This window comes from Natronorubrum tibetense GA33, from assembly GCF_000383975.1.
Taxonomy (GTDB): domain Archaea; phylum Halobacteriota; class Halobacteria; order Halobacteriales; family Natrialbaceae; genus Natronorubrum; species Natronorubrum tibetense.
The window spans coordinates 222,871-249,149 of the sequence record NZ_KB913018.1 but is presented as its reverse complement, the minus strand read 5'-3'; the positions used below and the strand labels follow the sequence as shown (position 1 = coordinate 249,149).

The following is a 26,279-nucleotide window of genomic DNA, read 5'->3' as shown; positions in this document are numbered from 1 at the left end:
GGGTTCGTAGGACGCTGCTGACCCATATGTGGGGTAAGTCACAATGTAGCCTGTTGGTGGTCGGAATGAGACGGTATTCGTCGATCGTGATCGAACTAGACGGTTAGATACCGCTGTTGTAACGTGACGGAACCAGGGTGATCCAGATCACCATATCGGAACACAACTTTCAGAGTGAAAGGGTAACCGAGAGGACCGCAAGCGGAAGTTACGCGATACATGAACACTCGAGAGGGGGCCGATGCTGGAAATTGGTTAACTCGTCACCCTCGTGAGCTGAGATGTGACGCGAAGGTTGAAGCCATCGCCGCCGAATTGACGAACGATGACCAAACTCGGATTCGTCCTTCCCGACGAGTTCTCGCACGTATCGCTTGAGCAAACGCTGGAATTCGCCAGGCGAGCTGACGAGACGGGCCTCCATTCGGTGTGGAAACAGGAAGCATCCGGCAGCAACGGGGTAGCCACGCTCGCCGCGGTCGCCCAGTGCACGACGGACGTTCGGATCGGGACCGGCGTGGCCAGCGTCTATTCCCGGAGCCCCACGTTGCTCGGGATGAGCGCGGCGACCCTGCAGCAGCTCTCGAGCGGGCGGGCGCTGCTCGGAGTCGGTGTGAGTTCGCCACCGCTCGTCGAACGGTGGCACGGGATGGCCTTCGACCGGCCGCTCCGACGGCTGCGCGAAACGATCGAAATCGTCCGGCAAACGACGGCCGGTGGGACGGTCGAGTACGACGGGGAGGTGTTCGATATCGGCCCGTACTCCATGGCGCTCGAGACGACCGACGAGGTCCCGGTATTCAACGCCGCGATAAGCGACGCGAACCGCGCGCTGACCGGAGAGTACGCAGACGGCTGGCTGCCAGCGTTCATTCCGCAGCCCTCGTTTTCGAGTCACGTCACTGACGTCCGAGAAAGCGCGAGAGACGCCGGCCGGGATCCGGGCGAACTGACCGTCGCTCCGTGGGTTCCCATCGCCGTCGACGACGATCCAGATCGCGCTGAGCGACGCGTCCGTTACCTCCTCGCACAGGAAATGGCGATGGGATACAACGAACAGGTCAACGACTACGGCTTCGGGGATGCGCCGGACAGGGCCCACGCCCTGTTCCGAGACGGAGACCGCGGGGCGGCAGTCGACGCGATCTCCGGCCGGATGGTCGATGAACTAACCGTTTCCGGAACCGAATCAGATGTCCGGGAGCAGCTCCAGCGGTACGCTCGCGACGGTGCTGACGTCATCATCGCGATGCCCTCGATGGACGCGTCCGTGGCCGAGATTGAATCACTCATCGACGCTCTCGGACGTATCGATGACTCAGCGTGAGTTCGGGATCGGTCCCGCATCTCTCGATAACGATCGGCAACCGAACGCTAGCAGCGTTTCGAAGAACTGTGACCACGGGTTCGATGGAGAATAACCGGTTCCCGGGGAGAGTCGACCGTCGTCGCGTAGCAAGACGGTTGATCTCGGTGTTCTATCGCTGCCAGTCCGGATTACGCTTCTCAAGGAACGCCGCGAGCCCCTCTTCAGCCTCCTCGGACTGAGTCCGCTCGACGAGACGGTCCATGGCGTCGCCGAACCACCCTTCGAGCAGGTCGTCCTCCATGTTCGACCACAGGTCTTTCATCTCCGCGACCGACTTCGGGCCCGACGCCGACGTCGAACGGGCGAGTTCGCGGGCGATGTCCTCGACTTGTCCATCATCGACAGCGTAGTTGACGATCCCCATCGATTCAGCTTCGGTAGCGGTCAGCTGCTCACCCGTCATCGCGAGTTCCATGATCGATTTCTTGCCGAGGCTCATCCGACCGTATGTGAGTCCGATCGGCGGAAGCGCACCGATCTTCGCCTCGGGCAGGGCGAAATCGCTGTCCGCGGAGGCGACTGCGAGATCACTCAGGAGCACGAGTTCACAACCGCCCCCGTTCGCGACGCCGTCGACCGCGGCGATCACCGGTTTCGGGTGGTCCCGAAGCGTCTGGACGGTCGGACCGAGAATCTCCTCGACCATCTCCGCGGCGTCCTCGGTCGACTCCCAGCTCTGGATCTCCGCGATATCGTCGCCGGCGCAGAATGCGCGTCCCGATCCTCGAAGGATCGTCGCGCGGACCTTGTCGTCCGCTGCTGCACACTCGAGCGCGTCGTTCAGTCCCTCCCAGCTCGGTTCGTCCAAGGCGTTGAGCTGCTCGGGTCTATTGAGCGTGATCCAGGCGATATACTCGCGTCGCTCGTATTGGACCGTGTTGAACTCCATCTGCTCGTAGCTCCACTCGTAGAACCCGGTTCCCGTCTTCCGTCCGAGTTCGTCGTTCGAGACCATTTCCCGGAGACGGGGATGAGGTTCGTACTCCTCCCAGCCGGACCGCTCGCGCAGCGTCTCAAGTCGGTCGACGAGTCGATCGATACCGTACTCGTCGGCCATTTCGAGGAGACCCCGCGGCCAGTTCATCCCGATCTGCATCGCCTTGTCTATCTCCGCCTTCGTAGTCACGTCGTTGGCCAGCAGCCACGCTGCCTCGTTGACGGCGGGCGCGAGGAGATCCTTCGGATCGAAGTCGTACCGCCGTTCGCGCGGGATATCAACGCGCGAGTACTCTCCCGGTTTCGGATAGGTGTAGAAGCCCGCACCGGTTTTCATCCCGTGATCTTCGGCCTCGGTCTTCTCCTCGAGGAGGTCGGGCACGTGCAGGTCGACTCCCCGGTCGCGCATCGATCGGGCGGCCATCGTGGCGACATCGATACCGCTGAAGTCGAGTACCTCGAACGGCCCCATCGGGAGACCGATTCGGCGGAGTGCTGCGTCTATAGTTTTCTCGTCCTGAATCCCCCATTCGACCTGTCGTACGCCCTCAAGCCAGAAGCGGAGATTGATCCGGTTGATGAGGAAGCCGGGAATATCCTTCTCGACGAGGACCGGTATTTTTCCAATCTCTTCGCTGATCTCTTGGGCCGCTTCGAACACGTCATCGCGCGTCTCCTCGCCGCGGATGACCTCGACAATTTCCATCAGCTGAACCGGATTCGAGAAGTGCATCCCGACGACATCGCCCGGCCGATCCGTCGCGGACGCGATTTCGGTGATCGGGAGCGTACTGGTGTTGGTCGCCAGGATCGCTCGATCCGGTGCGAGTTCGTCGATAGTACCGAAGATGTTCTCTTTCAGCTCGATGTCCTCGGGAACCGCCTCGACGACGAGGTCAGCGTCCCCGTAGGCCTCCTCGTCAGACGTGGTCGTCTCGATCCGATTGAGGATGGTGTCGGGGTTCTCGCCGAGTTTCGTCAGGCTCTCATTGATCTTTTCGAGCGCCGTTGCCAGCACGTCGTTGTCGATGTCCAAGATAGTGACGTCGTATCCGGCCGTCGCGAACGTCTGGGCGATTCCATGGCCCATCGTTCCGGCACCGACGACAGTAACAGCGTCTACACGGTCGGCTAGTGGATCGCTCATTGTTGACTTCGTGTAGATACTTACCATGACATGTGTTATAGCTTTCCCCGACTGTGGTTTACACTCCTCCGCTCTGGAAGCCAGCACGGAGCGACTGTCTCACCGAGGCGATCACACTGCTGAAGGATTGACAGAGACTTCGGTCGACTCTCGTGACGCGGACGATTGACGGACCGTCCAGCAGTACGCGGAGATGGTGTACAACGTCTGCCCGCTTTGTCGACGACGCAGCCATGATCGCCAACGGGCCGGTTCCCAGTTTCGGGTGCGAGTTCAGATGTCGCGTTCGCCGTCGATAACTTCCTTTGCTCGCTGGCTGATCTCCGGTACGACGGATCCCATCTTCGGGTAGAGGTCGTCGTTGCTGTTCCCGTTGAGATACCGCGCGTAGAACATCTCACAGACCGCGATGAGCATGTACAGACCTAGCGCGACGTAGAACCGGCGGTTCGTGAACTCGAGTCCTGACTGCTCCTCGTACCGTTCGACGAGTTCCTCCTTGCTCGGGTATCCTGGTTGGTCGAGGAACGTTGGCATCAGTTCGTCGATGAGGGGATCGGTGTCCCAGTAACAGAGCATCCAGCCGATATCAGCCGACGGATCGCCAAGGGTTCCCATCTCCCAGTCCAGCACGGCGTTGATCTTCGGCGGGGTCCCGGGGGCGTACATCACGTTGTCGAGTTTGAAGTCGCCGTGTACGAGCGTGTGCTCGTACTCCTCGGGAATGTTCGCCTCGAGCCACTCAGCGATTTCGTCGATGTGGGGTACATCCCGTTCGTCCGCTGTCGTCTCGTATGCCCAGTCGAACTGCTTCCCCCAGCGTTCGACCTGTCGTTCCGTGTACCCCTCCGGACGACCGAGATCCGACAGCCCGACCGCTTCGTAGTCGATCGTGTGAATCTCCGCGAGCGTGTCGATGAGTGTTTCTCCGACCTGACGACGCTGCCCGGCCGTCGCGAACCGATCGGGCTCGTGATCGCGGATGACATCGCCTTCGAGACGTTCCATCAGGTAGAACTTGCCGCCGATCACCGACGTATCGTCGCAGGCCAGTATTGGATTCGGGACCGGAACGCCCGTATCCTCGAGCGAAGAGATGACGCGGTACTCCCGGAGAACATCGTGGGCTGTGTCCGCCGTCTCCCCGGCCGGCGGCCGTCGCATGACGAGATTCTGCTCGCCCCACTCAATGAACAGTGTCTCGTTCGAGTGACCCTCGTCGTGGTACTGGACGGTGACTGCTCTGGCGTCGCCGAGCTCCCGCTCTAGATACTCTTTCAACGCGGATTTGTCGACAAGCCGGTCAAGATAGGTTTTGTTTTCGGCCATCGTCCTCTGCTTGATACTCGTTGTCGTAGTAGTTTAATCTTCACATTGTGCTTACGGTCACTACTCTCACGATGCTGAATCGCTGGCAGTCTCAGGAGCACGGTCATCGCCGCCGCTCCTGCCGACGCGAGCGGTCGTCTCCAAATGCTTAATAAGGGAATACGTGATACTCGAAGAGTATGCCAGCACCACACATGGTAGCCGATCGAACGACGGCATTCCCGTCCGAGGCGGACCACGGAAACGGGAGAAACGGTCGACGAATGCGGACGGTGACCGGAGGGACGCGATCATGAACCTCGAGGACTACACCGTTCTCGATCTGACGTGGCTGTTGCCGGGTCCGTACGGGACAATGCTGCTAGCAGACATGGGCGCCGAAGTCGTCAAGATCGAGGAGCCGACGAGGGGAGACTACGCCCGCTGGCTCGAACCGGAGGTCGAGTCGACGGACTCGGGTGCGCTCTTCCACTCCGTCAACCGGAACAAAAAGAGCGTAACGCTGGACCTGAAAAGCGAGGCGGGTCGCGAGGCGTTTCTCGAACTGGCCGCCGACGCGGACGTCGTCTTCGAACAGTTCCGGCCGGGCGTCGTCGATCGCCTCGGCATCGGATACGACGACGTTCGCGAGGTCAACAAGGATATCGTCTACTGTTCGCTCTCCGGCTACGGACAGGACGGTCCCTACAGCGACCGCGTCGGCCATGACATCAATTACGTCGGGGTCGCGGGACTGATGAACGATACCGTCTCGAAAGACGGGACGTTCCCGGCCGTTCCAGCATATCAGATCGGGGACAAAGTCGGCGGGATGTTCAGCGCATTCATGATCACGTCCGCACTTCTCGACCGCGAGGCCGGAAACGGCGGTCAGTATCTTGATGTCTCGATGACAGATGTCGTTGCGTCGCTGTCGACCGGCCAGAGCTGGCGCGCGTTCATGAGCGACGAGTTACCGGAAGAAGAACGCTCGCCCGCGGCGATGGAGGCACCCTGTTACAACGTTTACGAGACAAAAGACGGGAAGTACGTAACCATCGCCCCCCGCGAAGAGAAGTTCTGGGACCAGTTCCTCGAAGAACTCGGCCGCGAGGACCTGACGGAGTACCAGTTCGCGACCGGGGACGACGCCGAGTACGCTCGTGAGGAGCTCCAGTCCGAGTTCGAAAAGCGCACCCGTGACGAATGGGAGGAGTACCTATCCGACGAGACGATGTTCGCACCGATCAACGAGTTCGACGAGGTGTTCGAACATCCACAGCTCAGATCGCGGGAGATGGTCCGGGAAATGGACATCGGCGACGGCGAATTCTCGTACGTTGGCTTCCCGGCGAAATCCTCGAGTGACATTGACGACATGCGTACGCCGGCCCCCGAATTTGGCGAACACACCGATGAGATCCTCTCGCGAGTCCTCTCGGAGGAACGGCTGGACGAACTCGAAAAAAACGACGTCGTCTGATCGCCGCACCCGCGGTTGAGCGGGATTTCTCGGATTGATCCGTCAGTGTCGAACGAGCGGAATCGACTCCGGCGGCACGGCGACGATTTTGGGGATGTAGACGGACGGTGGTCGAGTCGCGAGAAAGAGGACAATATCGGTGATATCGTCGGTCTCGAGCCGATCGACTGCCACGATATCGTCCGTCAGTTCGGTCTTCACCTGGCCGGGACAGACGGCACTCACGCGGATATCCGTCTCCTTGAGCTCTTTCGACAGGACATTTGTCAGTCCCTGAACTCCGTGCTTCGAGGCGGTATATGGGCCCGTCTGTGTGAATCCGACCTTTCCGGAAAGCGAACTCATGTTGATTATCGTGCCCTCGTCGCGCTCTAGCATGCCGCCGGTCAACGCCTCTCTGGTACAACGGAAGGTACCGCTGAGGTTCACGTCGATAACGTTCTGCCACTCTTCGTCCGAGAGACTCCAGATCGTCTCGTTGACGCTGATTCCGGCGTTATTGATCAGGATGTCCACCTGATCGTAAGCCTCTCGAGCGCGCTCGAAGAGCGTGCCGACATCGTCGGTAACGGTAATGTCGGTCGGCACCGCGACGGCTTCGCCGCCCCGTTCGTCTATCATCGACGCAACGTCGGTAATCTCGTCTTCACTTCTGGCCGCGACGACGACATCTACGCCGCGGTCAGCGAATTCGAGTGCAATCTGGCGTCCGATTCCGCGTCCACCGCCCGTTACGATCGCAGTCCGTCCGTCGAGGCTGATTTCGTCCATCATGGTCAAATACTCCGATCGCTGCTCGATGCGCGAGGACGATCGCGAGTTCCCATGCCGGCGCGAGTCCATCGCTCCCGACACGCCTCGCCTCACCGTGCAGTGACCGTGCGTCGATATCGAGCTATTTCAGTAAATAGTTTTACTGAAGATCCGCCGCTGACACGGGTCGCGGTCTCCCGGGTCGTGTATCCGCGGGGAATAATTATAAATCGAGTTCTAACAAGAGTACCAGTATGGAGTACCAAGACTCCGAGCAGGCGAGAAAGTTAGCCAAGCGCGCGCGTAATTTCGTTGACGAGGTGGTCATTCCACGCGAGCGGGAACTGGAAGGCGGGACGAAAGTTCCCGACGACGTGATCGAAGATCTCCGCGAAGAGGCTCGAGACCGAAACCTGTACGCCCCACAGATCGGGGAAGAACACGGCGGTATGGGTGTCGAGTTTCGCGACGTGCTCCCGCTGTTCGAGGAGGCGGGCCGGAGCCTGCTCGCTCCGCCGGCGATGCGCGTGGACGCCCCCGACGAAGGGAACATGCATACGCTCGAACTCGCGGGAACCGAGGAGCAACAGGAGCGATGGCTGGAGCCGCTCCTGGAGGGCGAACTCACATCCGCATTTTCGATGACCGAGCCGCGGCAGGGCGGCGGTGCAGATCCGAAAATGATCAAGACGACAGCAGAGAGAGACGGCGACGAGTGGGTCATTGACGGCCACAAGTGGTGGATCACGAACGGCAGCGAAGCTGACTTCTTCATCACGCTCGCGCGAACGGACCAGGATAGCCACCCGTACGAAGGCTGTTCACTCATCATTGTACCCGAAGACACGCCCGGTCTCGAAGTAAAGCGGGACATTCCCCACTTGGGGGATGATATTACGTCCGATATTCATTCGGAGATCATCTACGACGATGTCCGCGTCCCGGAAGAAAACCTGGTGGGGGAGGAAGGTGAAGGATTCACAATCGCACAGAAGCGTCTCGGTCCGGCCCGACTCACCCACTGCATGCGATACTCCGGCATGGCCACTCGAGCGCTGGAGGTCGCGAAGGCCTACACGAGTGAGCGGGAGGGGTTCGGCGAAGCGATCGCGGACAAGCAAGGTGTTCGGTTCGATATCGCGGAAGCCGAAACCAACCTCCACGCCGCGCGGACGATGGTTCGCCACGCCGCCAACGAAATTTCGCGCGGCAATCAGGCCCGCGTACCGGTATCGATGTGTAAGTTCTACACTGCGAACGTCACGGAAGACGCGATCAATACGGCGCTCCAGCTCTGTGGGGCGAGCGGCATCGGAAAGGACCTGCCTATCGCCGACTTCTACGAGAACGTGCGACAGTTCCGCATCGTCGACGGTCCCGACGAGGTCCACAAGCGCGTGATCGCTCGTGACGCATACGAAGACATCGATATGGATGAGTTAGGCCCGCTTCCGACCTTTTAGGTCGAACTTCACCGCCTTGATCATGCATGTGAATTTCTAACAATTTTATGGAAAATGTTATTTGGGGCCGAAGTGTTTGTCTAGTAGATGTATCAGAACATACTCGTTCCAGTGAACGGTACCGAGATTTCGGAAACAGCGGTTCCGCACGCGTTCGAGATGGCGGAGAAACATGACGCAGTCGTCCACTCGCTCTGCGCCTACAGCCGGGAGGGCGGATACGGTTCGTTGTCGGTCGACGCCACCGAGAAACAGGAGATGGATCTTCGGAGTCGCGCCGAACAGATCGCGACTGACGTCGCTGATCGGGCCGAATCAAAGGGTCTCGAGGCGGTCAGTGCAGTAAGTAGTGGGGATCCGGCCGACTCAATACTAAATTACGTCGACGATCAGAACATCGATCTAGTCGTTATCGGGGCGCGGAAGCGCTCGCCGACGGGGAAACTGCTGTTCGGGAGCGTAACTCAGGCAGTAATCCTTCACGTCGATGTTCCCGTCGTAGTGACCGGATAAGTTGCGTATCGTAGTCGACCGAGTGACGGCGAGTTCGACATGAGAACCGATCTGGCCAAAATAGTCAGAATTTAAACACAATATTTTAATATACATCTACAGATCACATCAGTGTGTGAGGATTAACCATGGCAAGCGAAACACCGGAAGACGACGCAAACCCCCTCGACAGTGAACCGACAGGGGGAGAGGTAACAGGACCGACCGAAACGGAACAAATAGCGTACGAAGACATCAGCTTCACGGACCAGCCGGGGTTCAAGCCGATGATCGGGATCGCGTCAGTAGTGGTAATCTCGTTCATACTTCTGGCGGGACTACCCATATACGCCGAACCCGGCGATAGTGAATTAACGCTGTTCTCGTACACGTCCGTGATATGGGGCCTCGTAATCATCGCATGTGGCTTCATTTACGAGTACTGGCTGATGAAGATCGAAGATGGGGTATGGTAACATGATTTCGCCAATGCAGGTCACGCCCGAGGTATCGAGCGGTCCGGAAGCCATATTGATGCTGGTACTGTACTTCATCTTGGTCATGGCGATCGGGGTGTACTTCTTCAAAAAGTCGCGCGAGAGCACCGGCGACTTCTGGATCGCGGGCGGGAACATTCCGCTCTACGTTCAAGTGTTCGCGTACTTCGCGGTAACGGCGAGCGCCGGTTCGTTCTTCGGGTTCGGAGGTTTCGCGTACGCTTTCGGTGCTGCGTTCTCGACAATGGTTGTCGTGGCCGTCTGTGCTGGAGGGTTGATGATGATGATCACCATCGCTGCACCGATGCGCCGCAGTGGCGTTTACACGGTTCCGGACTACCTTAAAAAACGATATCAAAGCACCACAGTCCGCTTGGTAGCCGGGATTATCTTCGCCGTAGCATCTTGGGCGTACCTCGTACCCCAGCTGACTGCGGCGGGGATCACGATGGAATTCGTCCTGCCCTCGCTCGGTTATGAACTGGGTATACTTGTTAGCGTAGTTATCTTTGCTCTGTATGTATCGCTGGGCGGGATGTGGGCAGTCACGTGGACCGACTTCATACAGGGAATCATGATGTTCATCCTCACCCTGCTCCCGCTGCCGATCATCTTCGCGGACATGGGCGTAGGCGGGACGCTGTCCGGTGCAATGGCGAACGATCCGACCTTTGCTGGAAATAGTGCACCGTACCTGATGGTCCTCGGGATCGGATTCACATGGATTCTCGCATTCCTTGGTCTGCCTCAGTTCGGGCAGCGGGCGCTCGCAAGCGCCGACGCAAAGACCGCCCGACGGGGCTTCATGTGGATGAATTTACTCTACATTAGCGCGTTCGTGTTGTCCGCATTCTTCGTCGCGGGAGCTGCGATGGCGCTCGAGCCGAACCTCGCGACCGCTGACCACTTCTACTACGCGGTTCTGGTCGAGTACACCGGCCCGATCGTTCAAGGGCTTGGCGCAGCCGGGTTGCTGGCGGCGGTGATGTCCTCGACGGACGCACTGCTAGTCGCGCTCAGTGCGAGCGTCTCGCATGACATTCCCGAATCATTGGATGTTGGTCTGACAGAGCAACAAGAGACAAGACTCGGAACACTCGTGATCTGGGTCGGTGCGTTCGCGGCAGCGTACTTTGCGATTTCGCCGCCGGGAATCATCGGGATCATGACTACGATCATCGCTGGCGGCGCGGCGTCCGGATTGTTCCCTGCATTGGCAATCGGAACGTGGTGGAAACGCGCTAACGCACCAGGTGCGATTGCCTCGATGCTCGTCGGAGGGGGCTCGTACGTGGTCCTGTTCTTGGGTGGATATATGCCCGTTGAACAATCAGAAGTCCTGGTAACGGTACCACTCGGCGTGATCACCTTCGTCGCAGTGACCCTAGCGACGCGCCGGCCGACCGGCGAAGAGCTTCAGGGTTTCATTCAGTTCCACCAAACCGGCGACACGCCGACAAAGGTTGTTACTGACGACGACTAACCGGATACCCACTCAATTTTTTAGCTCAGTTGAAACACTAGATGGCGACGACCTTCGGCGATAAATCACGTCGATCGAGGCATCGCTAGGGGGCAGATCCTGACTGTCACCTCGAGGAGTTCGGCGTTAACGAAACGATTGGATGCTCTCACAAAGACTGCAAGACACTAGAACCCGACGCAGTATGGCGATTCGCTAGAGTCTATTTTTCGAAAACCGTTCCATTGTCGGGATTATATTCCATTAGATATGTTATGACTAATAATAGTCGTTTGGAGTATTCCGTCAGAAGAAGCCAAAAACAGCACTTACGCCGCGTCAGTGGCAGGATCGTGATCCACACCAAGCCAGTACTTCCAGAGGATCCGTATCTTCCACCGGAGGAGGAAGGCGAGACGGAATCCGACGTGGTGTGTTACCTTCCACGGCGGATGGTCGCTTTGCTCGATTACTCGTTGCATGAACTGCGCGATGCGTGGCCGCGTCGTCTTCGTGACGTCCTGGATATCGACGACACAGGCGTTTGATGTCATCTCCTCACGCATCTCTTTCGTGGAGAAAAATTTGAGCGCGTAGCCGACGCCGGGATTCGCCTTCGCGGTCACTACCTGAATCGTGAACTGCTCTGGTGCTTTAATTGCTATCTCGACTTTCTCGTCCCCGGCTGTGAGCATGTACTTTTCTCCGCTCGTCGTTTCCGTCACTTCGTGGGTGTAATCGTACTCGAGTTCATCGAGCGTTTCTATGGCCAGTTCGGTGAATTCGTCCCGGTCTATACCGCAAAACGATCGCCATCGGCTACCGATGTACAGAGAAAGCAGTTTTCTAAACATACATGTTCTAAAACGGGATTACGAAAAGAGGTTGCGGTTAACCAACGGTTCCCCCACGGTCCGGGACTACAACGATCGACTCAATCCCGCGTACGCCCTGACACCTGCGACCGGTCCCACACGTCTCCGCGTGGCGCTTCGCGCCTGCTTCGGGTTGGACTCGAATCACCACATATTGCGAAGGACGTCCTCGAGTTCGTCCGCCGTCGGCTCGAATCCTTCGGGCACGTTGTCCATCATCACATCGTCCTCGACCTCGACGGCGATGTGCGGCAAGTCGTCTTCCGAGAGGTCATCGATCGAGCGAAGCCGCGAGGGCAGACCGAGCGCGTCGCGAACCTCCGTGACAGCTTCGACGACCGCAGTGGCGGTCTCCTCGGGCGAGTCCGTCTCGTCGACGTCGAACCCCTCCGCCAGCAGGTCGCGCCGACCGTACACGTTATCGAACAGGTACCGAAGCGCGTGCGGGGCGATGATACCGTGGGCACCGCCCTGCTGGATCGCGTAGCCGCGAGAGATCCCATGGCCGAACGAGTGAATGAGCGACGCGGTAACATTCTCGCCGCCCAGCGCACCGTACTGTGCCAGGACCGTTCCCATGATTGAGTCGTGTAGCGTCTCCTCGCTGCGGTCGCCGTCGCCGAGTCGCGGTAACCCTCGGTCGAGCAGGCGCAGCCCCCGCACTGCGGTCCCGTCCGTGATCGGCGTCGAGTTGCGTGCGTACAGTGACTCAACGGCCTTGTCGAACCCGTTCATAGCCGATGCACAAAGAATCTCGTGCGGGGTCGTTTCGAAGAGCGCCGGATCGTAGAACAGCGCGCTCGGCATCAGCCGGTCATCGATGAGTGCACCGCGGGTGAGCCCGCCTTTGCGAGCGGTGATCCCGGCGACCGCGGAGAGGTCCGATCCCGCGAGCGTCGTCGGAATCGTGAGGATCGGTGTCAGCTCGGCGTCCGGAATCGGGATCGTCCGCTCGCGTTCGAACGTCGCTCGAACGTCATCGGGAGACCGGTCGCTGGCTGCGACGACGCTCATTACCTTTGCGATATCGAGACTGCTCCCGCCGCCGAGGCTCACCAGCGCGTCGACCTCGCCCTCGTCCATTCGGTCGACGCCGTCGAATACGGTTGTCAGTCGCTTGTCCGGCGTCGTTTCGTCGAACACGCCGGCGAGTCGGTCACCGGCCCCGTCGACGACCGGATCGATTACGTCGTCGATGGAGCCGACCGTCGTACCACAGACGATTAGGGCTCGTTTGGCGCCGATCCACTCAAGTTCGTCCTCGATTCGATCGAGGCAGTTCCGGCCGTAGACGATCGTCCCCGGGTCGTACGAAAATCGGTATTTGGGCGACATACGATATCAAAACACGTGCATACGGAATATACATTTGCATCGCAGCGACGCGAGCCGGGTTTCGGGGCTCGGCGTCGACCGGCGGAATCGAACCAAAGCTATAAGCTCAGCGGCTTTGTCTGTGATTAGCATGGTCGGTACGTCCTTCGAGACGAGCAGTGAAACAGATATGATCCTCGAGAGCCTCGACGATTTCATCGAACGGGAAGTCGAGCCGCTCGAGGAGGGGCTGGGAGAGGCCCTGACGAACCCTCGGCGCGGTCACGAGCCGAACGGACGAGTGACCGACGAGCTGCTAAACGCGATCGAAACGGTCCGGAAGAAGAGCGCCGAATCGGGATTCTACGCGATGAACATGCCCGAAGAGGTCGGTGGCGGCGGCGTCTCGACCGTGACGTGGTACCGGTCGATCAAGCACGTGTTCTCCAAGGGGCGTGGCCTCAACAAGTACGTCCTCGCCGGGCCCGAGGGACCGAAGCCGCTGCTGCTGTTGGCCGACGCGCGACAGCGCGAGATGTACGTTCGGCCGCTCGTCCGAGGCGAAAAGACGACGGCGTTCGCCCAGACCGAACCGAGCGTCGGCTCGGATTCGCCGAACATGAAGATGGCTGCCGAACGAGACGGCGACGAGTGGGTTCTCAACGGGACAAAACAGTGGATCACGAACGGCCCGTACGCGGACTTCGCCCAGGTGTTCGCTCGAACGACGCCGCAGGAAGAGGCAGGACGGTACGGCGGAATCACGTGTTTCATCGTCGAATCCGACGAGTGGGAACGCGGATCGTTCAACAACGTGCCCGGGCAGGTCGGCTGGCAGAGCGAACTCCGGTTCGACGACGTCCGGATACCCGACGATCGGGTTCTCGGCGAGGTCGACAATGGGTTTTACGCCGCGATGGACTTCCTCTCGCTGGGGCGGCTCGAGCTCGGCGCCCAGGCAGTCGGCCTCAGCGACCACCTCCTCGCGCTCGCGACGGAGTACGCACGGGATCGGGAGGCGTTCGGACAGCCGATCGGGAACTTCCAGCAGGTGTCGTCGATGATCGCTCGCGGTCGGGCAAAACAGTACGCCGCGGAAACGGCCGGACTTCGCTGTGCGTGGCTGATGGACAACGACGAGGACGTCGTCGAGGACACCTCCATCTTCAACTGGTTCGCGACGCAGTCGTTCTGGGAGGTCGCTGACGCCGCGGTCCAGGTCCACGGCGGTAGCGGACTCGCCGAAGAAAATCCGTTCATGGATCACCTGCATTACGCCCGGATGCTTCGAATCGTCGAGGGAACCGACGAACTCCAACTCAATACGATCGCGAAGCAAAACGGGTTGCTCGGATAGTCCGGAGCAGAACGTCGGCTCCGAGAACGAGAATGACCGGGCCGATCAGTTCGGCTCGAACACCGGGGCGACGGCGCCGTCGACCTCGAGTGTGTCGGTCAGTTCGATCTGCTGGCCGATCTCGACGGCTTCTGGAACGTGGGCCATGACACGTGCGTCGCCGAGCGATACGAGTACGACGTGGTGGGGCCGCTCGTAACCTTCTGGGACGACCTCGAGCCTGGTCTCGGTGAAGACCTCCCCCGTCGTCGAGAGTTCGATCGTCTCGAGGTCCAGGCTGCCACAGCGGGCACAGGCCGCCTTCGGTGCACCAGTAACGTGCGCGCAATCGCCACATCGCTGTCCGAGGAGCGTCCCTTCGCGGAGCGCCTTCGCCCAGTCCTCGTAGGTCAGTTCGTCCGGTTCGGTCGCGAGATCCAGTTCACTCATGCTGTCACCTCCATGACGGTCACGAACGTCGTCGCAGTGTCTCCACCGAGATTGTGTGCGATTCCGATCTCTGCGTCCTCGACCTGGCGGTCGCCGGTCTCTCCGCGGAGTTGTTCGGTGAGTTCGACGATCTGGGCGGTTCCGGTCGCGCCGATCGGATGTCCTTTCGCCTTAAGTCCGCCGCTCGGGTTTACCGGGACCTCGCCGCCGAGCGCCGTGAGTCCGGAGGCTGCGGCGGTTCCGCCTTTGCCGTCCTCGACGAGTCCGAGCGCCTCGACCGCGATCACTTCCGCCCCGGTGAAGCAGTCGTGGACCTCTGCGAAGTCAACGTCGTCGGCATCGATACCCGCCTGTCGGTACGCCTCCGCTGCCGCGTCCCGTGCGGCTCTCGTCTCCGTCAGCCCCTGCTTGTCGGCGATCGGGACAATGTCCGTCGCGTGTCCGATCCCGGTCACGTTCACGCCCTCGCCGTCGTAGCTGTCCGCGAGTTCCGGAGACGTGACGACGACCGCGGACGCGCCGTCCGAGAACGGACAGCAGTCCATGAGGTGGAACGGATCGGCGATGACCGGACTCTCGAGGACATCATCGACGGTCGCGTTTTCGCCGAAGTGGGCCCGTGGATTCATACTCCCGTGATGCTGATTCTTCACTGCGACCTCGGCCAGTTGTTCACGGGTTGTCCCATGTTCATGCATGTGGCGTTTCGTCAGCAGAGCGAAGACGCCAGGAAACGTAATGCCCGTCGGCTGTTCATACTGGCGGTGGGTCGCGCTCGCGAATATCTTCGTCATCTCGTCCGTCTCCTTCCCGGTTGTCGGCGTACACCGTTCGACCCCCCCAACCAGCACGGTGTCGTGGACACCGTTTTCGACGGCCTGGACGGCGTGTTTGAACGCACTCGACGACGTGGCACAGGCGTCCTCGAATCGCTGACACGGGATGCTGCGGAGGCCGATATGACTCGCGAGTGCAGGTGCCAAATGAGACGCATTCTCTGTCATCCCACCGAGCGTGTTGCCCAGGTAGAACGCATCAATCTCATTCTGACCGATCCCGGCGTCGGAAAGCGCAGGCAGTGCGGCGTCGGCGAACAGTTCAGGTAGTGGTTGCTCGTGAGGGCCGAATTTCGTCATACCGGCCCCTACTACTGTGGCTCGTTCTCCCATACACCGAGTGGTTCGGGCTCTACTCTCATAAACGTGAGGAGTCGGCTCAGGAACTGTGCGGTACTCGAGACCCAGTTACGCTGTTGACACTGCGCCTGAACGCCATCTGGCGGTAATTTTATCATATATAAGGTGCAACCATCCGATGGTATGCTAACGAGTGACGAATACGAGGAGGTATACGAGTCGTTCGACTGGGAGTCGGTTCTCGAAACGTACGACTGGGACGCGCCGGAGGAATTGAACATGGCCCACGAAGCCGTCGATCGACACGCCGGATCGGGGAACGTGGGCTTCGCGTGGGTCTCGGAGGAGGGGAAGCTCTCCGAGTACACGTTCACCGAACTTCGCGACGCGTCGAATCGAGTCGCGAACGCGCTGGCGGAACTTGGAATCGAACGCGGCGATCGCATCACGACGCTGCTCCCGAAGATCCCGGAGACGATCATCACCGTTCTGGGCATCTGGAAGACGGGGGCGATCCACGTTCCCCTGTTCACCGCGTTCGAGAAACAGGCCGTGGAGTTCCGGGTCAACGACTGCGATCCGGAGCTGTTGCTCTACCACACCGATCACGACGACACGGTCACGAGCCTGGATATCGAGACCGAACTCGACGTCATCAGCGTCGGAGACGGCGACAACGAGGCCAGCGATTACGCCTACGACAGCCTCGTCGACGGCCAGTCGACCGAGTACGACGTCGTCCGCACCAGTATGGACGAAGCGGCGGCGATGCAGTACACCTCCGGGACGACGGGGCCGCCAAAGGGCGTGGTCATGTCTCACAAGGTACTGCCGATCCTGTATCCCCACACGAAATACGCGATGGACGTCACCGAGGACGACCTCGTGTGGGGGGCTGCGGACCCGAGCTGGTCGTACGGCCTCTTCACGGCCGGGTTCGCACCGATGGCGCTCGGCGCGACCCGGCTGCTCCACTCGGGACAGTTCGACGCGGAGCACTGGGTCCGGATTCTCGACGAACACGACGTCACTGTCATGGGCGCCGCACCCAGTGCGTATCGCGGGATCATCGCCGCTGGCGACGACGTACTCGAGGGCCACTCCTTCGAGAGCCTGCGCGTCCTGAGTAGCGCCGGCGAACCGCTGAACCCGGAGGTGTACAATTGGTTCGAGGACAACCTCGGCCTCAAGGTCCACGACACGTACGGCCTCACCGAGGCGGGGATGATCGTCAACAACTACGCGGGCCTCGATATGGAGACCAAAGCCGGATCGATGGGCCGTCCCTCCCCCGGATACGAGGTCGAGTTGCTCGATCCCGAGACCCGAGAGCCGGTCGGAACCGACGAGATCGGCGAGGTCGCGGCGAAGCCAAGAGAGTGGGTCCTCATGGACGAGTACTGGGAGATGCCCCAAAAGACGGAGGACGCCTTCTACGACGGCTGGCTGCTTACGGACGACCTGGCCCGCAAGGACGAGGACGGCTACTTCTGGTACGAAGGTCGAAGCGACGACGTCATCATCTCGTCCGGCTACCGAATCGGCCCATTTGAGGTCGAGAGCAGCCTCATAGAGCACCCGACCGTTGCGGAAGCCGCCGCGATCGGTGTCCCTGACGACCAGCGAGGACAGATCGTCAAGGCGTTCGTGGTCCCGGTCGAGACGCCGGACGATCCTGAGGCGACGCTCGAGGACCTCCAGTCTCACGTCAAGGACGGACTGGCAAGACACGCCTACCCCCGCGAAATCGAGTTCGTCGACGAACTCCCGACGACGGCGACCGGGAAGATTCAGCGCTACAAACTCGAAGAACGCGAACGGGACTGACCGCCTGACGTCTCGCTGCTGGTTCGGCCCCTTCCCGGTCGCTTTCCGGCGCGCGGTCCCGCTGGGGCGGTTCGGGCGCGCGGGAAACCCAGATGATTCATATGCGTGGGTGACTCTATCACGAAAATAGAGTCATGACAGAAACGTTTGAACGGATACCGCGTGTATCCGGAACCGGGGAAGTACCGCTGGCGCACAGCACGCGATTCCCGCAGCCAACGACCGAGGACGATGTCTAATCTGACACTCCGCCCGTTTTTCTGGCGCCCAACGAATCTCTTTCCAGAGAAGCGGATCATTTCACGGACACACGGGGGGATTACGGACTACACGTACGACGCGTTCGGTACTCGCGTTCGATCGCTGGTCGACGCACTTCGTGACCGCGGGCTCGGGCCGGGTGATCGAATCGGAACGTTCGGCTGGAACCATCACCGGCACTTCGAAACCTACTTCGCCGCACCGCTGTCAGGTGCCCAGCTCCACACGATCAACGTGCAACTGGGCGACGACGACATCGTCCACATCGTCGGGGACGCGGACGACGATATCCTGTTCATCGATCCCGGTGACCCGTTCGAGACGATCGAACGGCTCTGGTCCGACCTGCCGGTCGACGAGGTCGTCGTCATGGACGAGTCGGTTCCGGAAACCGACGTCAATGCGGTCGCCTACGCAGACCTTCTCGCAGACGGCAAGCCGATCGGAGACGACGCGTTCCCCGACCTGACGGAAGACCTTCCCGGCGGAATGTGCTACACCTCCGGGACCACGGGACGACCGAAGGGCGTCGAGTACACCCAGAAGATGATCTACGCCCACGCGATGATGGCGATGACGCCCGCGGGACTGAACGTCGACGAGCGCGACGTCGTTATGCCCGTCGTGCCGATGTTCCACGTCAACGCCTGGGAGTTTCCCTACGCCGCAACGATGGCCGGCGCGACACAGGTGTTTCCCGGCCCGTCGCCCGGCCCCGCCGATCTGCTCGAACTGATCGAGCGCGCCGGCGTCACACTGAGCGCCGGTGTGCCGACGGTCTGGATCAACCTCCTCGAACACGTCGACGAGCATGGCGGCGATCTCTCGAGCCTCGAGCGGATCATCATCGGCGGGAGCGCGGCGCCCGAAGGCGTCATGCGTCGGTACGAGGACGAGTTCGACGTCACGATGGAACACGCATGGGGGATGACCGAGACGATGAGCATCGGTTCGATCTCGCGGCCGAAGGCGTCCATGGGCGACTGGGATCGGAGCCGAAAGTACGAAAAGCGGAAGAAGCAGGGGACTCTCTCGCCCGGTCTCGAGATGCGCGTCGTCAACGACAACGGCGACGAAGTCGCGTGGGACGGCCAGGCCGTCGGGGAACTGTGGGTCCGCGGTCCGAGCGTCGTCCCGGAGTACTACAACCGACCCGACGCTAACGAGGAGGACTTCGAGGACGGCTGGCTCAAAACCGGCGATATCGTCACCATTGACGAGGACGGCTACATCGAGATCGTCGATCGCGCGAAGGACGTCATCAAGAGCGGCGGGGAATGGATCTCCTCGATCGAACTTGAGAACGCGCTGATGGCCCACGACGAGGTCGTTGAGGCGGCCGTCGTCGGCGTCCCACACGAGAAATGGCAGGAACGGCCGCTGGCCTGCGTCGTGGCCGCAGCTGGAAGCAATGTCGACAAGGACGAGTTGCTGACCTACCTCGACGACGAACTCGACCAGCCCGACTGGTGGTATCCCGACGAGATCAGGACGGTAGAGTCGATCCCGAAGACCGCGACCGGAAAATTCGACAAAATGAGACTTCGCGATCAAATCGATACGGTGTTTTCCGATGAGTGATCAATTCGACCTCAATGGACGAGTCGCAGTAGTAACGGGTGGCGGTCGCGGCATCGGGCGTGCCATCGCCATCGGGCTCGCAAACGCTGGCGCCGCGGTCGTTCCCTCCGCCCGATCCACGGACGAAATTGAGGCCGTGGCCGAGGAGATCAGGGCCGACGGCGGTGACGCGCTCGCCGTCCCGGCGGACGTAACCGATTCGGACGCCGTCGCCGACGTGATCGATCGGACCGAGGACGAGTTCGGCGGTATCGACATCGTCGTCAACAACGCTGGCTTCAACCCCGACAACGCGCTCGGTCGCCCGGAGGATGTCCCGACCGAGAGTCTTGATCGCGTCCTCGACGTCAATCTGAACGGCGCTTACGAGGTGACGACCGCGGCCGCAGAGGGGCTCCTCGAGAGCGACGGCGGATCGGTGATCAACGTCGCCAGCGTCGGTGGCCTCGTTGGTCTCCCGCGTCAGCACCCGTACGTCGCCTCGAAACACGGGCTCGTCGGTCTGACGAAGAGCATGTCCCTCGACTGGGCTCCCGAGGTCCGGGTCAACGCTGTCGCGCCCGGCTACGTCTCGACGGAGCTCACCGAAGAGCTCGAATCGAACGAACAGCTTCGGCGATCGATCATCGATCGAACGCCGCTTGATCGATTCGCCGAACCGGAGGAGATCGCTGGTCCGGTGGTCTTTCTCGCAAGCGATGCTGCGAGCTACGTGACCGGGACCATCCTCGCGGCAGACGGCGGCTGGACCAGTCGATAGCATGGATTCTACCTTCGGGGTGTGAATCCGGATTTCGCTTCCCGGTGGTCATTCATCGACCCCACTGCAGCGGTTGTTGTACTCGCGAGACCGACTCAGTCCTCGAGCGCTTCGTCGATTTTGTCATCACCCAGCGAATGCGGGTCGAGACCGGGATCCTCGACCGGCGGTGCACCAATTGCGAGGACGGCACCGCCGTCCTCACTGATACAACGGTGACCGTGACCGATCTTCGGCGCGGCCACCCAGAACCTTCCCTCGTCGACCTCAACGAACTCTTCCTCGTCCGATCGTCCGAGCTTCAGGGAGAGCGTTCCCTCGAGCACGTAGAACAGATCGATTTGAGTTTTGTGGAGCGAGAACGGACACTGCGCCAGCTGATGGAACTCGGTATTCGACCCTATCCTGCTGTTCTTTCATTTCAGATAATATTCGATGATCAGAGAGGTTTGGTATCAAACGTAGTCGCAAGGCAGTCCACGACCGGGTTCACAAACACGACCTACAGCCGGAAATTGACAAGGACCCGAATCACGTCCCGTTTGATGAGCGGTGATTTAACTTGACAAACATCGATATTGGCTGTACAGTACTATCGATTCAGAAACAAACAGCATACACCAGATTCGGCTAGATTCGACGACTACGACCGCGTTGACAGAACGGTGCCTGCAGGAAATCACTGAGAAACATGACGTCAACGATGCCGTGTTTCTAGTCGATGGAGTAAAACATCTCCAGACTGGACCCCGCCAATCTAGGCTCCGATTTCGATGTTAAAAACATGGAAATCGGAACAATGTTCGACATGTTTTTCTCGATATAACACGTCGTATCTCTTCGTTCTCAAACTATTTTAGCCACGCGATTACAGAAATCTGTTATAGATATCTGTAACAGATGTAGAGAACATACGTCTGCCCCAATTATCTGGACCTAGTCTTTGTCATAAACAGCTGTTACGGACTACCGTTATGCTTGATCGTACCATATATAGATGGTTACTAACTCTACAAATGAGTTGTTGATGCGGGTATGTAGAACGAGTGAACGTGAGCACCATCCGTTACAGATGTCTGTAACAGAATGCTGTACCAGATAATCATAACAGATATCTGGCCCGGCAACCTGAAACAGATTTATGTAATAGTTTACTGTATAGTCTCTTTATGATCACAGTAGTTGTGTACTCAGAATCGGGCGGAACCTTCAAAACGACCACAACAGCAAATCTCGCGGTTAGCTTGGAACGAATGGGATTAGATGTCTGCATAATCGATCTCGATCCACAGGAAGGTAACCTAACGAGTCTGTTCGATGTGGGTGCACACCGGAGCGATCCAGACGCCGATAATTTGGTCAAACACGTCCTCGAGATGCCCGATGGCGAGTTCACCGATCTCATCGAAACTTCGGATGAAGGCGTCGATGTGATCCCGAGCCACGATATGCTCGGTGACTTCACCTCAAATCTCGAGCAAAAGATCGCCTACGAGACGGGAATGAAGAATATGAGCAAAGAGGAGTTCCCGCGGTATGAACTGCTCTATGACTTGCTGTGGAACGAACAGCAGCTACATGAGAAGTACGACGCTGTCCTCATCGACCCTAACGCTCGAGCGGAGGATCTACTCTACAACTCCATCTATGCCATGCGGACGCTGGTAGCACCAGTAAAACCAGCTGGGAAAGGAAACCTGAGCCTTGAGGGCCTCGACGAGCTTGTCGGAAATATGGAGAAGAAGTTGGATATTGAGGTCGGCCTATCGTGTGTCGTTCCATCCGGCGTCGGCCAGACGAACGCACACCAACAGTACTCCAAACAGTTCAACAATACCGACGAGTTTGCAACGCCGGTTGCAATCCCCGATCGAGAGAGCTTGATGGATACGATGTGGGAAGCCCGCGGCTCTGCGTACAAAGTGATCGAGGAACGCTGGAAAACGTTCGAGAAAGACGACAAAATGGTTAGCGAGCCCGGACAGCGTCGGATTCGAGACCGCGAACTCGAGACCGTTCGCGATATCTATGAGCTGGCCGCGTTCATAGCGACCGAAACCTTCGACGTCGAAATCGACCCAGAACTTACGCTCGATATTGAAGACCACGGTGAACGGTCGTTCGACGTTACTGATGACGCTGAAGCGGAGGTGACCGCGCAATGAAAGACGGTGCTGGGAACCTCGATTTCGGCCAAAGCGATGATACAGAGGAGGCCACCGATTCTGAACCGCCAGGTGACTCCTCGAGTGACGATAGCCAGCAGGATCACGACCAGTCGCAGGCACCCGAAACAAACCAGTCTGGATCCTCATCAAAGTCAACAGAGGAAACAGAACAGGATGATCACAAGTACCCATATTTTGTCCGTCGGAGCAAGGTTCTCGATGAGCGAGACGAGCGTATTGAAGCCCACCTTCGAAAAGAAGTTACTGACCAAGAGTCGAACTTTCGGAGTGCACTCGCTGACGAACTTGAGACAAATGACGATATTCCGAAATCGGATGCACGAGAGTTCGCCCTGAAGTTCGCTTTCGAGAATCCAGAGGGGGTTGCCGAGTTGATGCGCGAGGAAGGGTTCGGAGAGCTCAGCTAGACACCTATCCACTGTTCTAACCAAACTTGAGGTCTGTACCGAGGTGTTTTGACTGCTCCTTGGGTTCGGTATTATTCAGAGTGACTAGAAAAAGAAGTTTCATCACAAACCCTCTCACCCCGTCATCGATGTGTGAATCGCCTCGGGCTCAAGCCTCGAGGATTCTTAGACGACGTACGAGAGTTGTTTGGTGAGATCGCCGACCACTTCGGACACGAGATTCTGGCGTCAGAGATTCCAGACGACTACGTTCACCTGTTCGTGCAAACTGACCCAAAGCACAGCCCTGCGAACATCGCTCGGCAATTCAAGTCATACTCTGCCAAGCACTTGCTGGACTGGTATCCCGAGATTCGGGAGTCGTATTTTTGAGGTGGCGGGTTTGAGAAGGTCGGGTACTATGTGGGAACGACGGGCGCGGTGTCTGAGGAAGTGGTTGAACGGTATATCGAAGAGACGGAACACTAAGGCGAGTGTCGGGCTTCACCCCCGACCCCGGTGGGTCGGGAACTCGCCCTCGAAGGTTGTTTAGAGAAGTCACGTGTCCAAAAGACGTCGGTAATGAGCCGACGTCGGAGCTCCTCATCCGCTAGTGATGTGTCAATCGGACGAGCCGATCAGAGATCGGGTGTCAGTGGCTATTAACGGTGGAACGATCTCGACCGATGACGGTGGCTTGCGAATGTCCTAAGTCGAACGGAACCTGTCGGCAACGACAGTACTCCTCACCCCCGCCAGGTGGATTATTCGAGTAACGTGGATTAAGCCTACTGGCCACTGGAGACGTCCTTGGAACGGTTTTTGCTGGTATTACTCTGACAACAGATTACCGACATACTGGTTTTCCCACTCTCGACGAGCCTCGATTTCACGCCGCCCACGTGCAGTTAGTGTGTAGTAGTTCGTTCGTTGATCTACTTCGCCTTTTTCGACGAGGCCCTTATCGACGATCGTGTCGAGGTTCGGATAGAGCCGTCCGTGATGGATCTCGCTTTCGTAATAGTTCTCGAGTTCGTCTTTGATCGCAAGACCGTGCGGTTCGTCTTGACCTGCGATCGTATATAGCAAATCACGCTGAAAGGCGGTTAAATCGTACATGTCTGATCGTCGTTCTGTCAGTATATAAGAACACCGAGAATGTTATCTGATCCATTGGCTATTTGAATCACAAGTGAACTGCTTCGGGTTAAGTGGTTCAAGAATCGAAGTTCTCGTCATCACGAGAGAGCTTTGCTCTCTTGAACGACCCCGAGGCTTCCTATTTCTACAGATGAGCAAGGCGAGTGCCTCGGGGCTTGACCCCGAGGGTAAAGCCGATACTCAAACGTGTTCTGTTCGTTCGATATACCGTTCAATCGTCTCGCTTGATTGCTGCCCTGCCGTTCCAATGTAGTACGACTATTCCCAGAACCCACCACCCCACAGATACACCTCCAAATATGGTTCGTGTTGTTCCCATATCTCCCGTGCTGTGATGCTCTTGACTGTCCGAACAATCTCGCTCGGAGCGTGCTTCGAGTGGGCGGAGAGGAACAAGTGTACGTGGTCAGACGAGATGTGGAGAGACAATATCTCGTAGTCGTACTCGTCGCACACATCTCGGAAACTCGATTCCAGCGAATCTTAGATTGATTCGAGTATTGCGTGACGGTACTTGGGGTACCACACGAAGTGATAGTTGACGTTGTATACCGTGTGGTTCGACCGCTTCTCACCCATATTGAGGATACGCCACCGACACAGTTAAGTATATCCAAAGGATATACAGGGGGTATGGCGAACCGTTTTGAAATCGACGGCGAGGAAGTTCTCGACGGCGAGGTCAAACCGTTCGGGAACAGCGCCCACGTCACCGTCCCCAAACGCTGGCGTGGAGCAGACGTGAAAGTTGTCCGAATCTCAGAATCCACTGAACAAGACGAAGAATGACCACGAAACAGGCTCTCACCAAGACGCTGGACTTCCAACTCGACATCCAGAGTGACAACGAGAGCCTGCTGTACGATGCCACACTCGAAGCCCGCTCGGTGTACAACGAAACCATCCGACTCGCCAAAGAAGGTGTGGACTGGGACGCGATCCCCGACCGAGTGGCCGACGACGCCAACCTCGTAAAGAACACGACTCAGCGCGTCGTTGCGAAGGCACTCAGTGCGATGGAGAACTACTACGAGTACGACGACTTCGGCCTCCCGAGTCACACTAGAGATGGTGCGTACCCGCTTCGTGCGAACTATGAGGAGGGGTACAACTTGTCGCTCACCGACGACGGCGGCGTTGCGTTCCGCATCAGCGCGAAGCCGTACAAGCATGTCAAGGGGGTCCTCAAAGGGAGTGACGCCCACCTCGACATTCTCAAGACTGCGCTCACGAGTGACGAGTGGAAGATTGGGACGGCAGAAGCCCTGTTCCACGACGACACCGCAGAGTTGCACGTCAACGTCACCAACACTGAGCAGACTGTCCGAGACAAGCAGGACTCGCGGACGGTCGTCGGTGTGGACGTGAACGAGGACAACGTGGCTCTCGCCGCTCTCTCCGAGGATGGCGTCAAGGACACGTTGGTCATCGACTTCCCCGAAATCAAGTTCGAGCGTCACCGCTACTTCACGATGCGGAAGCGCGTTCAGAACGCGAGGAAGGACAGCATCCACGATACGTTGGAAGGGCGTGAGGAACGGTTTGTCCGCGACCGACTCCACAAGGTGTCTCGGCACATCGTGGAGTGGAGTCGTCAGTTCGAGAAGCCGTGTATCGTCTTTGAAGACCTCAAAGAGATGCGCGATAGTATTGACTACGGCACGCGGATGAACCGGCGCTTGCACCATCTCCCGTTCCGCGCCCTTCAGTTCTATACGTCGTACAAGGCGTCGTTCGAGGGGATTCCGACCGCGTGGATTAACCCCGAGTACACGAGTCAGCAGTGTCCGATGTGCGGTCATACGGAGCGAGCGAACCGTCACAAGAAGCGGTTCAAGTGTCGGTCATGTGAACATCAAGACCACAGCGACCGTGGTGCAAGCGTGAATATCGCCGTGAAAGGCGTGAAGAAACTCGATTGGAATGTGCCTGCTCTCAACAGCCTTCCTGTTGTTCGGAAGGTGCGACGGCAGGCATCGGGGGCCGTGGACGCCCCGACCGTGACCCACCCGACTGTTCGAGGCTATCAGGCCGATAGTCGGATGGGAGTTTCCGATTAAACCACGGGAAGCCTCGGGGCTTGACCCCGAGGC

23 protein-coding genes and 3 pseudogenes are annotated in these 26,279 nt (G+C 58.8%); 16 read left to right on the top strand and 10 right to left on the bottom strand.

Annotated features, from left to right (window positions below):
* Window positions 1-325: 325 nt before the first annotated feature.
* Entirely contained in the window at window positions 326-1,327 is a 1,002-nt protein-coding gene (locus NATTI_RS0121960; protein ID WP_006092068.1) for an LLM class flavin-dependent oxidoreductase, read from the top strand.
* 151 nt (window positions 1,328-1,478) lie between these two features.
* Here NATTI_RS0121960 and NATTI_RS0121950 read toward each other — a convergent pair whose 3' ends face one another.
* On the bottom strand, window positions 1,479-3,452 hold the full coding sequence (locus tag NATTI_RS0121950; protein ID WP_006092067.1) for a 3-hydroxyacyl-CoA dehydrogenase/enoyl-CoA hydratase family protein: 1,974 nt from the start codon (window positions 3,450-3,452) through the stop codon (window positions 1,479-1,481).
* Between the two features lie 273 nt (window positions 3,453-3,725).
* On the bottom strand, window positions 3,726-4,781 hold the full coding sequence (locus NATTI_RS0121945; RefSeq protein WP_006092066.1) for a phosphotransferase family protein: 1,056 nt from the start codon (window positions 4,779-4,781) through the stop codon (window positions 3,726-3,728).
* A 292-nt stretch (window positions 4,782-5,073) separates the two neighbouring features.
* Between NATTI_RS0121945 and NATTI_RS0121935 the strand changes: the two genes are divergently transcribed.
* Window positions 5,074-6,243 (top strand): CaiB/BaiF CoA transferase family protein, encoded by a 1,170-nt coding sequence (locus NATTI_RS0121935; RefSeq protein ID WP_019992154.1) that lies wholly within the window; start codon window positions 5,074-5,076, stop codon window positions 6,241-6,243.
* 42 nt (window positions 6,244-6,285) lie between these two features.
* Here the strand turns inward: NATTI_RS0121935 and NATTI_RS0121930 are convergent, their stop codons facing one another.
* Window positions 6,286-7,017 carry an SDR family oxidoreductase gene (locus NATTI_RS0121930; RefSeq protein WP_006092064.1) on the bottom strand — a complete coding sequence of 244 codons (732 nt, stop codon included), beginning with the start codon at window positions 7,015-7,017 and terminating at the stop codon, window positions 6,286-6,288.
* Between the two features lie 233 nt (window positions 7,018-7,250).
* Here NATTI_RS0121930 and NATTI_RS0121920 point away from each other — a divergent pair, with 233 nt between their 5' ends.
* The 4 genes from NATTI_RS0121920 to NATTI_RS0121905 all read left to right on the top strand — a co-directional run bounded on the left by NATTI_RS0121920 (window position 7,251) and on the right by NATTI_RS0121905 (window position 10,931).
* Entirely contained in the window at window positions 7,251-8,459 is a 1,209-nt protein-coding gene (locus NATTI_RS0121920) for an acyl-CoA dehydrogenase family protein (protein WP_006092063.1), read from the top strand.
* An 87-nt stretch (window positions 8,460-8,546) separates the two neighbouring features.
* Window positions 8,547-8,972, top strand: a complete 426-nt coding sequence (locus NATTI_RS0121915) for a universal stress protein (protein ID WP_006092062.1) — start codon at window positions 8,547-8,549, stop codon at window positions 8,970-8,972.
* A 128-nt stretch (window positions 8,973-9,100) separates the two neighbouring features.
* Complete coding sequence (locus NATTI_RS0121910; protein WP_006092061.1) at window positions 9,101-9,427, top strand: hypothetical protein; 327 nt, start codon at window positions 9,101-9,103, stop codon at window positions 9,425-9,427.
* A gap of 13 nt (window positions 9,428-9,440) precedes the next feature.
* The gene (locus NATTI_RS0121905; RefSeq protein WP_241434398.1) at window positions 9,441-10,931 is read left to right on the top strand and encodes a sodium:solute symporter family protein; all 1,491 of its coding nucleotides are present in this window, start codon (window positions 9,441-9,443) and stop codon (window positions 10,929-10,931) included.
* A 308-nt stretch (window positions 10,932-11,239) separates the two neighbouring features.
* Here NATTI_RS0121905 and NATTI_RS0121900 read toward each other — a convergent pair whose 3' ends face one another.
* Complete coding sequence (locus NATTI_RS0121900; protein WP_006092059.1) at window positions 11,240-11,764, bottom strand: hypothetical protein; 525 nt, start codon at window positions 11,762-11,764, stop codon at window positions 11,240-11,242.
* A 165-nt stretch (window positions 11,765-11,929) separates the two neighbouring features.
* Complete coding sequence (locus NATTI_RS0121895) at window positions 11,930-13,120, bottom strand: iron-containing alcohol dehydrogenase family protein (RefSeq protein WP_006092058.1); 1,191 nt, start codon at window positions 13,118-13,120, stop codon at window positions 11,930-11,932.
* A gap of 130 nt (window positions 13,121-13,250) precedes the next feature.
* Between NATTI_RS0121895 and NATTI_RS0121890 the strand changes: the two genes are divergently transcribed.
* A complete protein-coding gene (locus NATTI_RS0121890; protein WP_019992151.1) occupies window positions 13,251-14,456 on the top strand; it encodes an acyl-CoA dehydrogenase family protein in 1,206 nt (401 codons plus the stop codon).
* A 45-nt stretch (window positions 14,457-14,501) separates the two neighbouring features.
* On the opposite strand, the gene NATTI_RS0121885 is transcribed toward NATTI_RS0121890, so the two are convergent.
* Both NATTI_RS0121885 and NATTI_RS0121880 read right to left on the bottom strand, forming a co-directional pair.
* The gene (locus NATTI_RS0121885; protein ID WP_006092056.1) at window positions 14,502-14,885 is read right to left on the bottom strand and encodes a Zn-ribbon domain-containing OB-fold protein; all 384 of its coding nucleotides are present in this window, start codon (window positions 14,883-14,885) and stop codon (window positions 14,502-14,504) included.
* On the bottom strand, window positions 14,882-16,054 hold the full coding sequence (locus NATTI_RS0121880; protein ID WP_081603685.1) for a thiolase domain-containing protein: 1,173 nt from the start codon (window positions 16,052-16,054) through the stop codon (window positions 14,882-14,884). The genes NATTI_RS0121885 and NATTI_RS0121880 overlap by 4 nt, the downstream gene beginning before the upstream one ends.
* 150 nt (window positions 16,055-16,204) lie before the next feature.
* Between NATTI_RS0121880 and NATTI_RS0121875 the strand changes: the two genes are divergently transcribed.
* The 3 genes from NATTI_RS0121875 to NATTI_RS0121865 all read left to right on the top strand — a co-directional run bounded on the left by NATTI_RS0121875 (window position 16,205) and on the right by NATTI_RS0121865 (window position 20,450).
* Window positions 16,205-17,848 carry an acyl-CoA synthetase gene (locus NATTI_RS0121875; protein WP_006092054.1) on the top strand — a complete coding sequence of 548 codons (1,644 nt, stop codon included), beginning with the start codon at window positions 16,205-16,207 and terminating at the stop codon, window positions 17,846-17,848.
* Window positions 17,849-18,079: 231 nt separating this feature from the next.
* Window positions 18,080-19,690 carry a long-chain fatty acid--CoA ligase gene (locus NATTI_RS0121870; protein ID WP_006092053.1) on the top strand — a complete coding sequence of 537 codons (1,611 nt, stop codon included), beginning with the start codon at window positions 18,080-18,082 and terminating at the stop codon, window positions 19,688-19,690.
* On the top strand, window positions 19,683-20,450 hold the full coding sequence (locus NATTI_RS0121865) for an SDR family NAD(P)-dependent oxidoreductase (protein ID WP_006092052.1): 768 nt from the start codon (window positions 19,683-19,685) through the stop codon (window positions 20,448-20,450). The genes NATTI_RS0121870 and NATTI_RS0121865 overlap by 8 nt, the downstream gene beginning before the upstream one ends.
* 95 nt (window positions 20,451-20,545) lie before the next feature.
* On the opposite strand, the gene NATTI_RS0121860 is transcribed toward NATTI_RS0121865, so the two are convergent.
* The gene (locus tag NATTI_RS0121860) at window positions 20,546-20,776 is read right to left on the bottom strand and encodes a hypothetical protein (protein WP_006092051.1); all 231 of its coding nucleotides are present in this window, start codon (window positions 20,774-20,776) and stop codon (window positions 20,546-20,548) included.
* A 9-nt stretch (window positions 20,777-20,785) separates the two neighbouring features.
* On the opposite strand from NATTI_RS0121860, the pseudogene NATTI_RS25780 reads away from it, so the two are divergent.
* The 4 genes and pseudogenes from NATTI_RS25780 to tnpA (NATTI_RS0121845) form a co-directional block, all read left to right on the top strand.
* Window positions 20,786-21,347, top strand: a pseudogene (locus NATTI_RS25780) (IS6 family transposase).
* Window positions 21,348-21,619: 272 nt separating this feature from the next.
* On the top strand, window positions 21,620-22,615 hold the full coding sequence (locus NATTI_RS0121855) for a ParA family protein (RefSeq protein WP_027119262.1): 996 nt from the start codon (window positions 21,620-21,622) through the stop codon (window positions 22,613-22,615).
* Window positions 22,612-23,046, top strand: coding sequence for a hypothetical protein (locus NATTI_RS0121850; RefSeq protein ID WP_006092049.1), 435 nt, complete (start codon window positions 22,612-22,614; stop codon window positions 23,044-23,046). The genes NATTI_RS0121855 and NATTI_RS0121850 overlap by 4 nt, the downstream gene beginning before the upstream one ends.
* Window positions 23,047-23,214: 168 nt before the next feature.
* A pseudogene (gene tnpA, locus NATTI_RS0121845) lies at window positions 23,215-23,514 on the top strand (IS200/IS605 family transposase); the annotation flags it as partial.
* A gap of 342 nt (window positions 23,515-23,856) precedes the next feature.
* Here tnpA (NATTI_RS0121845) and NATTI_RS0121840 read toward each other — a convergent pair.
* Together NATTI_RS0121840 and tnpA (NATTI_RS25775) are read right to left on the bottom strand one after the other, a co-directional pair.
* Window positions 23,857-24,144: a PadR family transcriptional regulator gene (locus NATTI_RS0121840; protein ID WP_006092047.1), complete on the bottom strand. Its 288-nt coding sequence runs from the start codon at window positions 24,142-24,144 to the stop codon at window positions 23,857-23,859.
* Window positions 24,145-24,366: 222 nt separating this feature from the next.
* Window positions 24,367-24,765: pseudogene (gene tnpA / locus NATTI_RS25775) on the bottom strand (IS200/IS605 family transposase).
* A gap of 54 nt (window positions 24,766-24,819) precedes the next feature.
* Between tnpA (NATTI_RS25775) and NATTI_RS25770 the strand changes: the two are divergent.
* Entirely contained in the window at window positions 24,820-24,975 is a 156-nt protein-coding gene (locus NATTI_RS25770) for a DUF2080 family transposase-associated protein (protein ID WP_006092045.1), read from the top strand.
* Window positions 24,972-26,246 carry an RNA-guided endonuclease TnpB family protein gene (locus tag NATTI_RS0121825; RefSeq protein WP_006092044.1) on the top strand — a complete coding sequence of 425 codons (1,275 nt, stop codon included), beginning with the start codon at window positions 24,972-24,974 and terminating at the stop codon, window positions 26,244-26,246. The genes NATTI_RS25770 and NATTI_RS0121825 overlap by 4 nt, the downstream gene beginning before the upstream one ends.
* Window positions 26,247-26,279 lie beyond the last annotated feature (33 nt).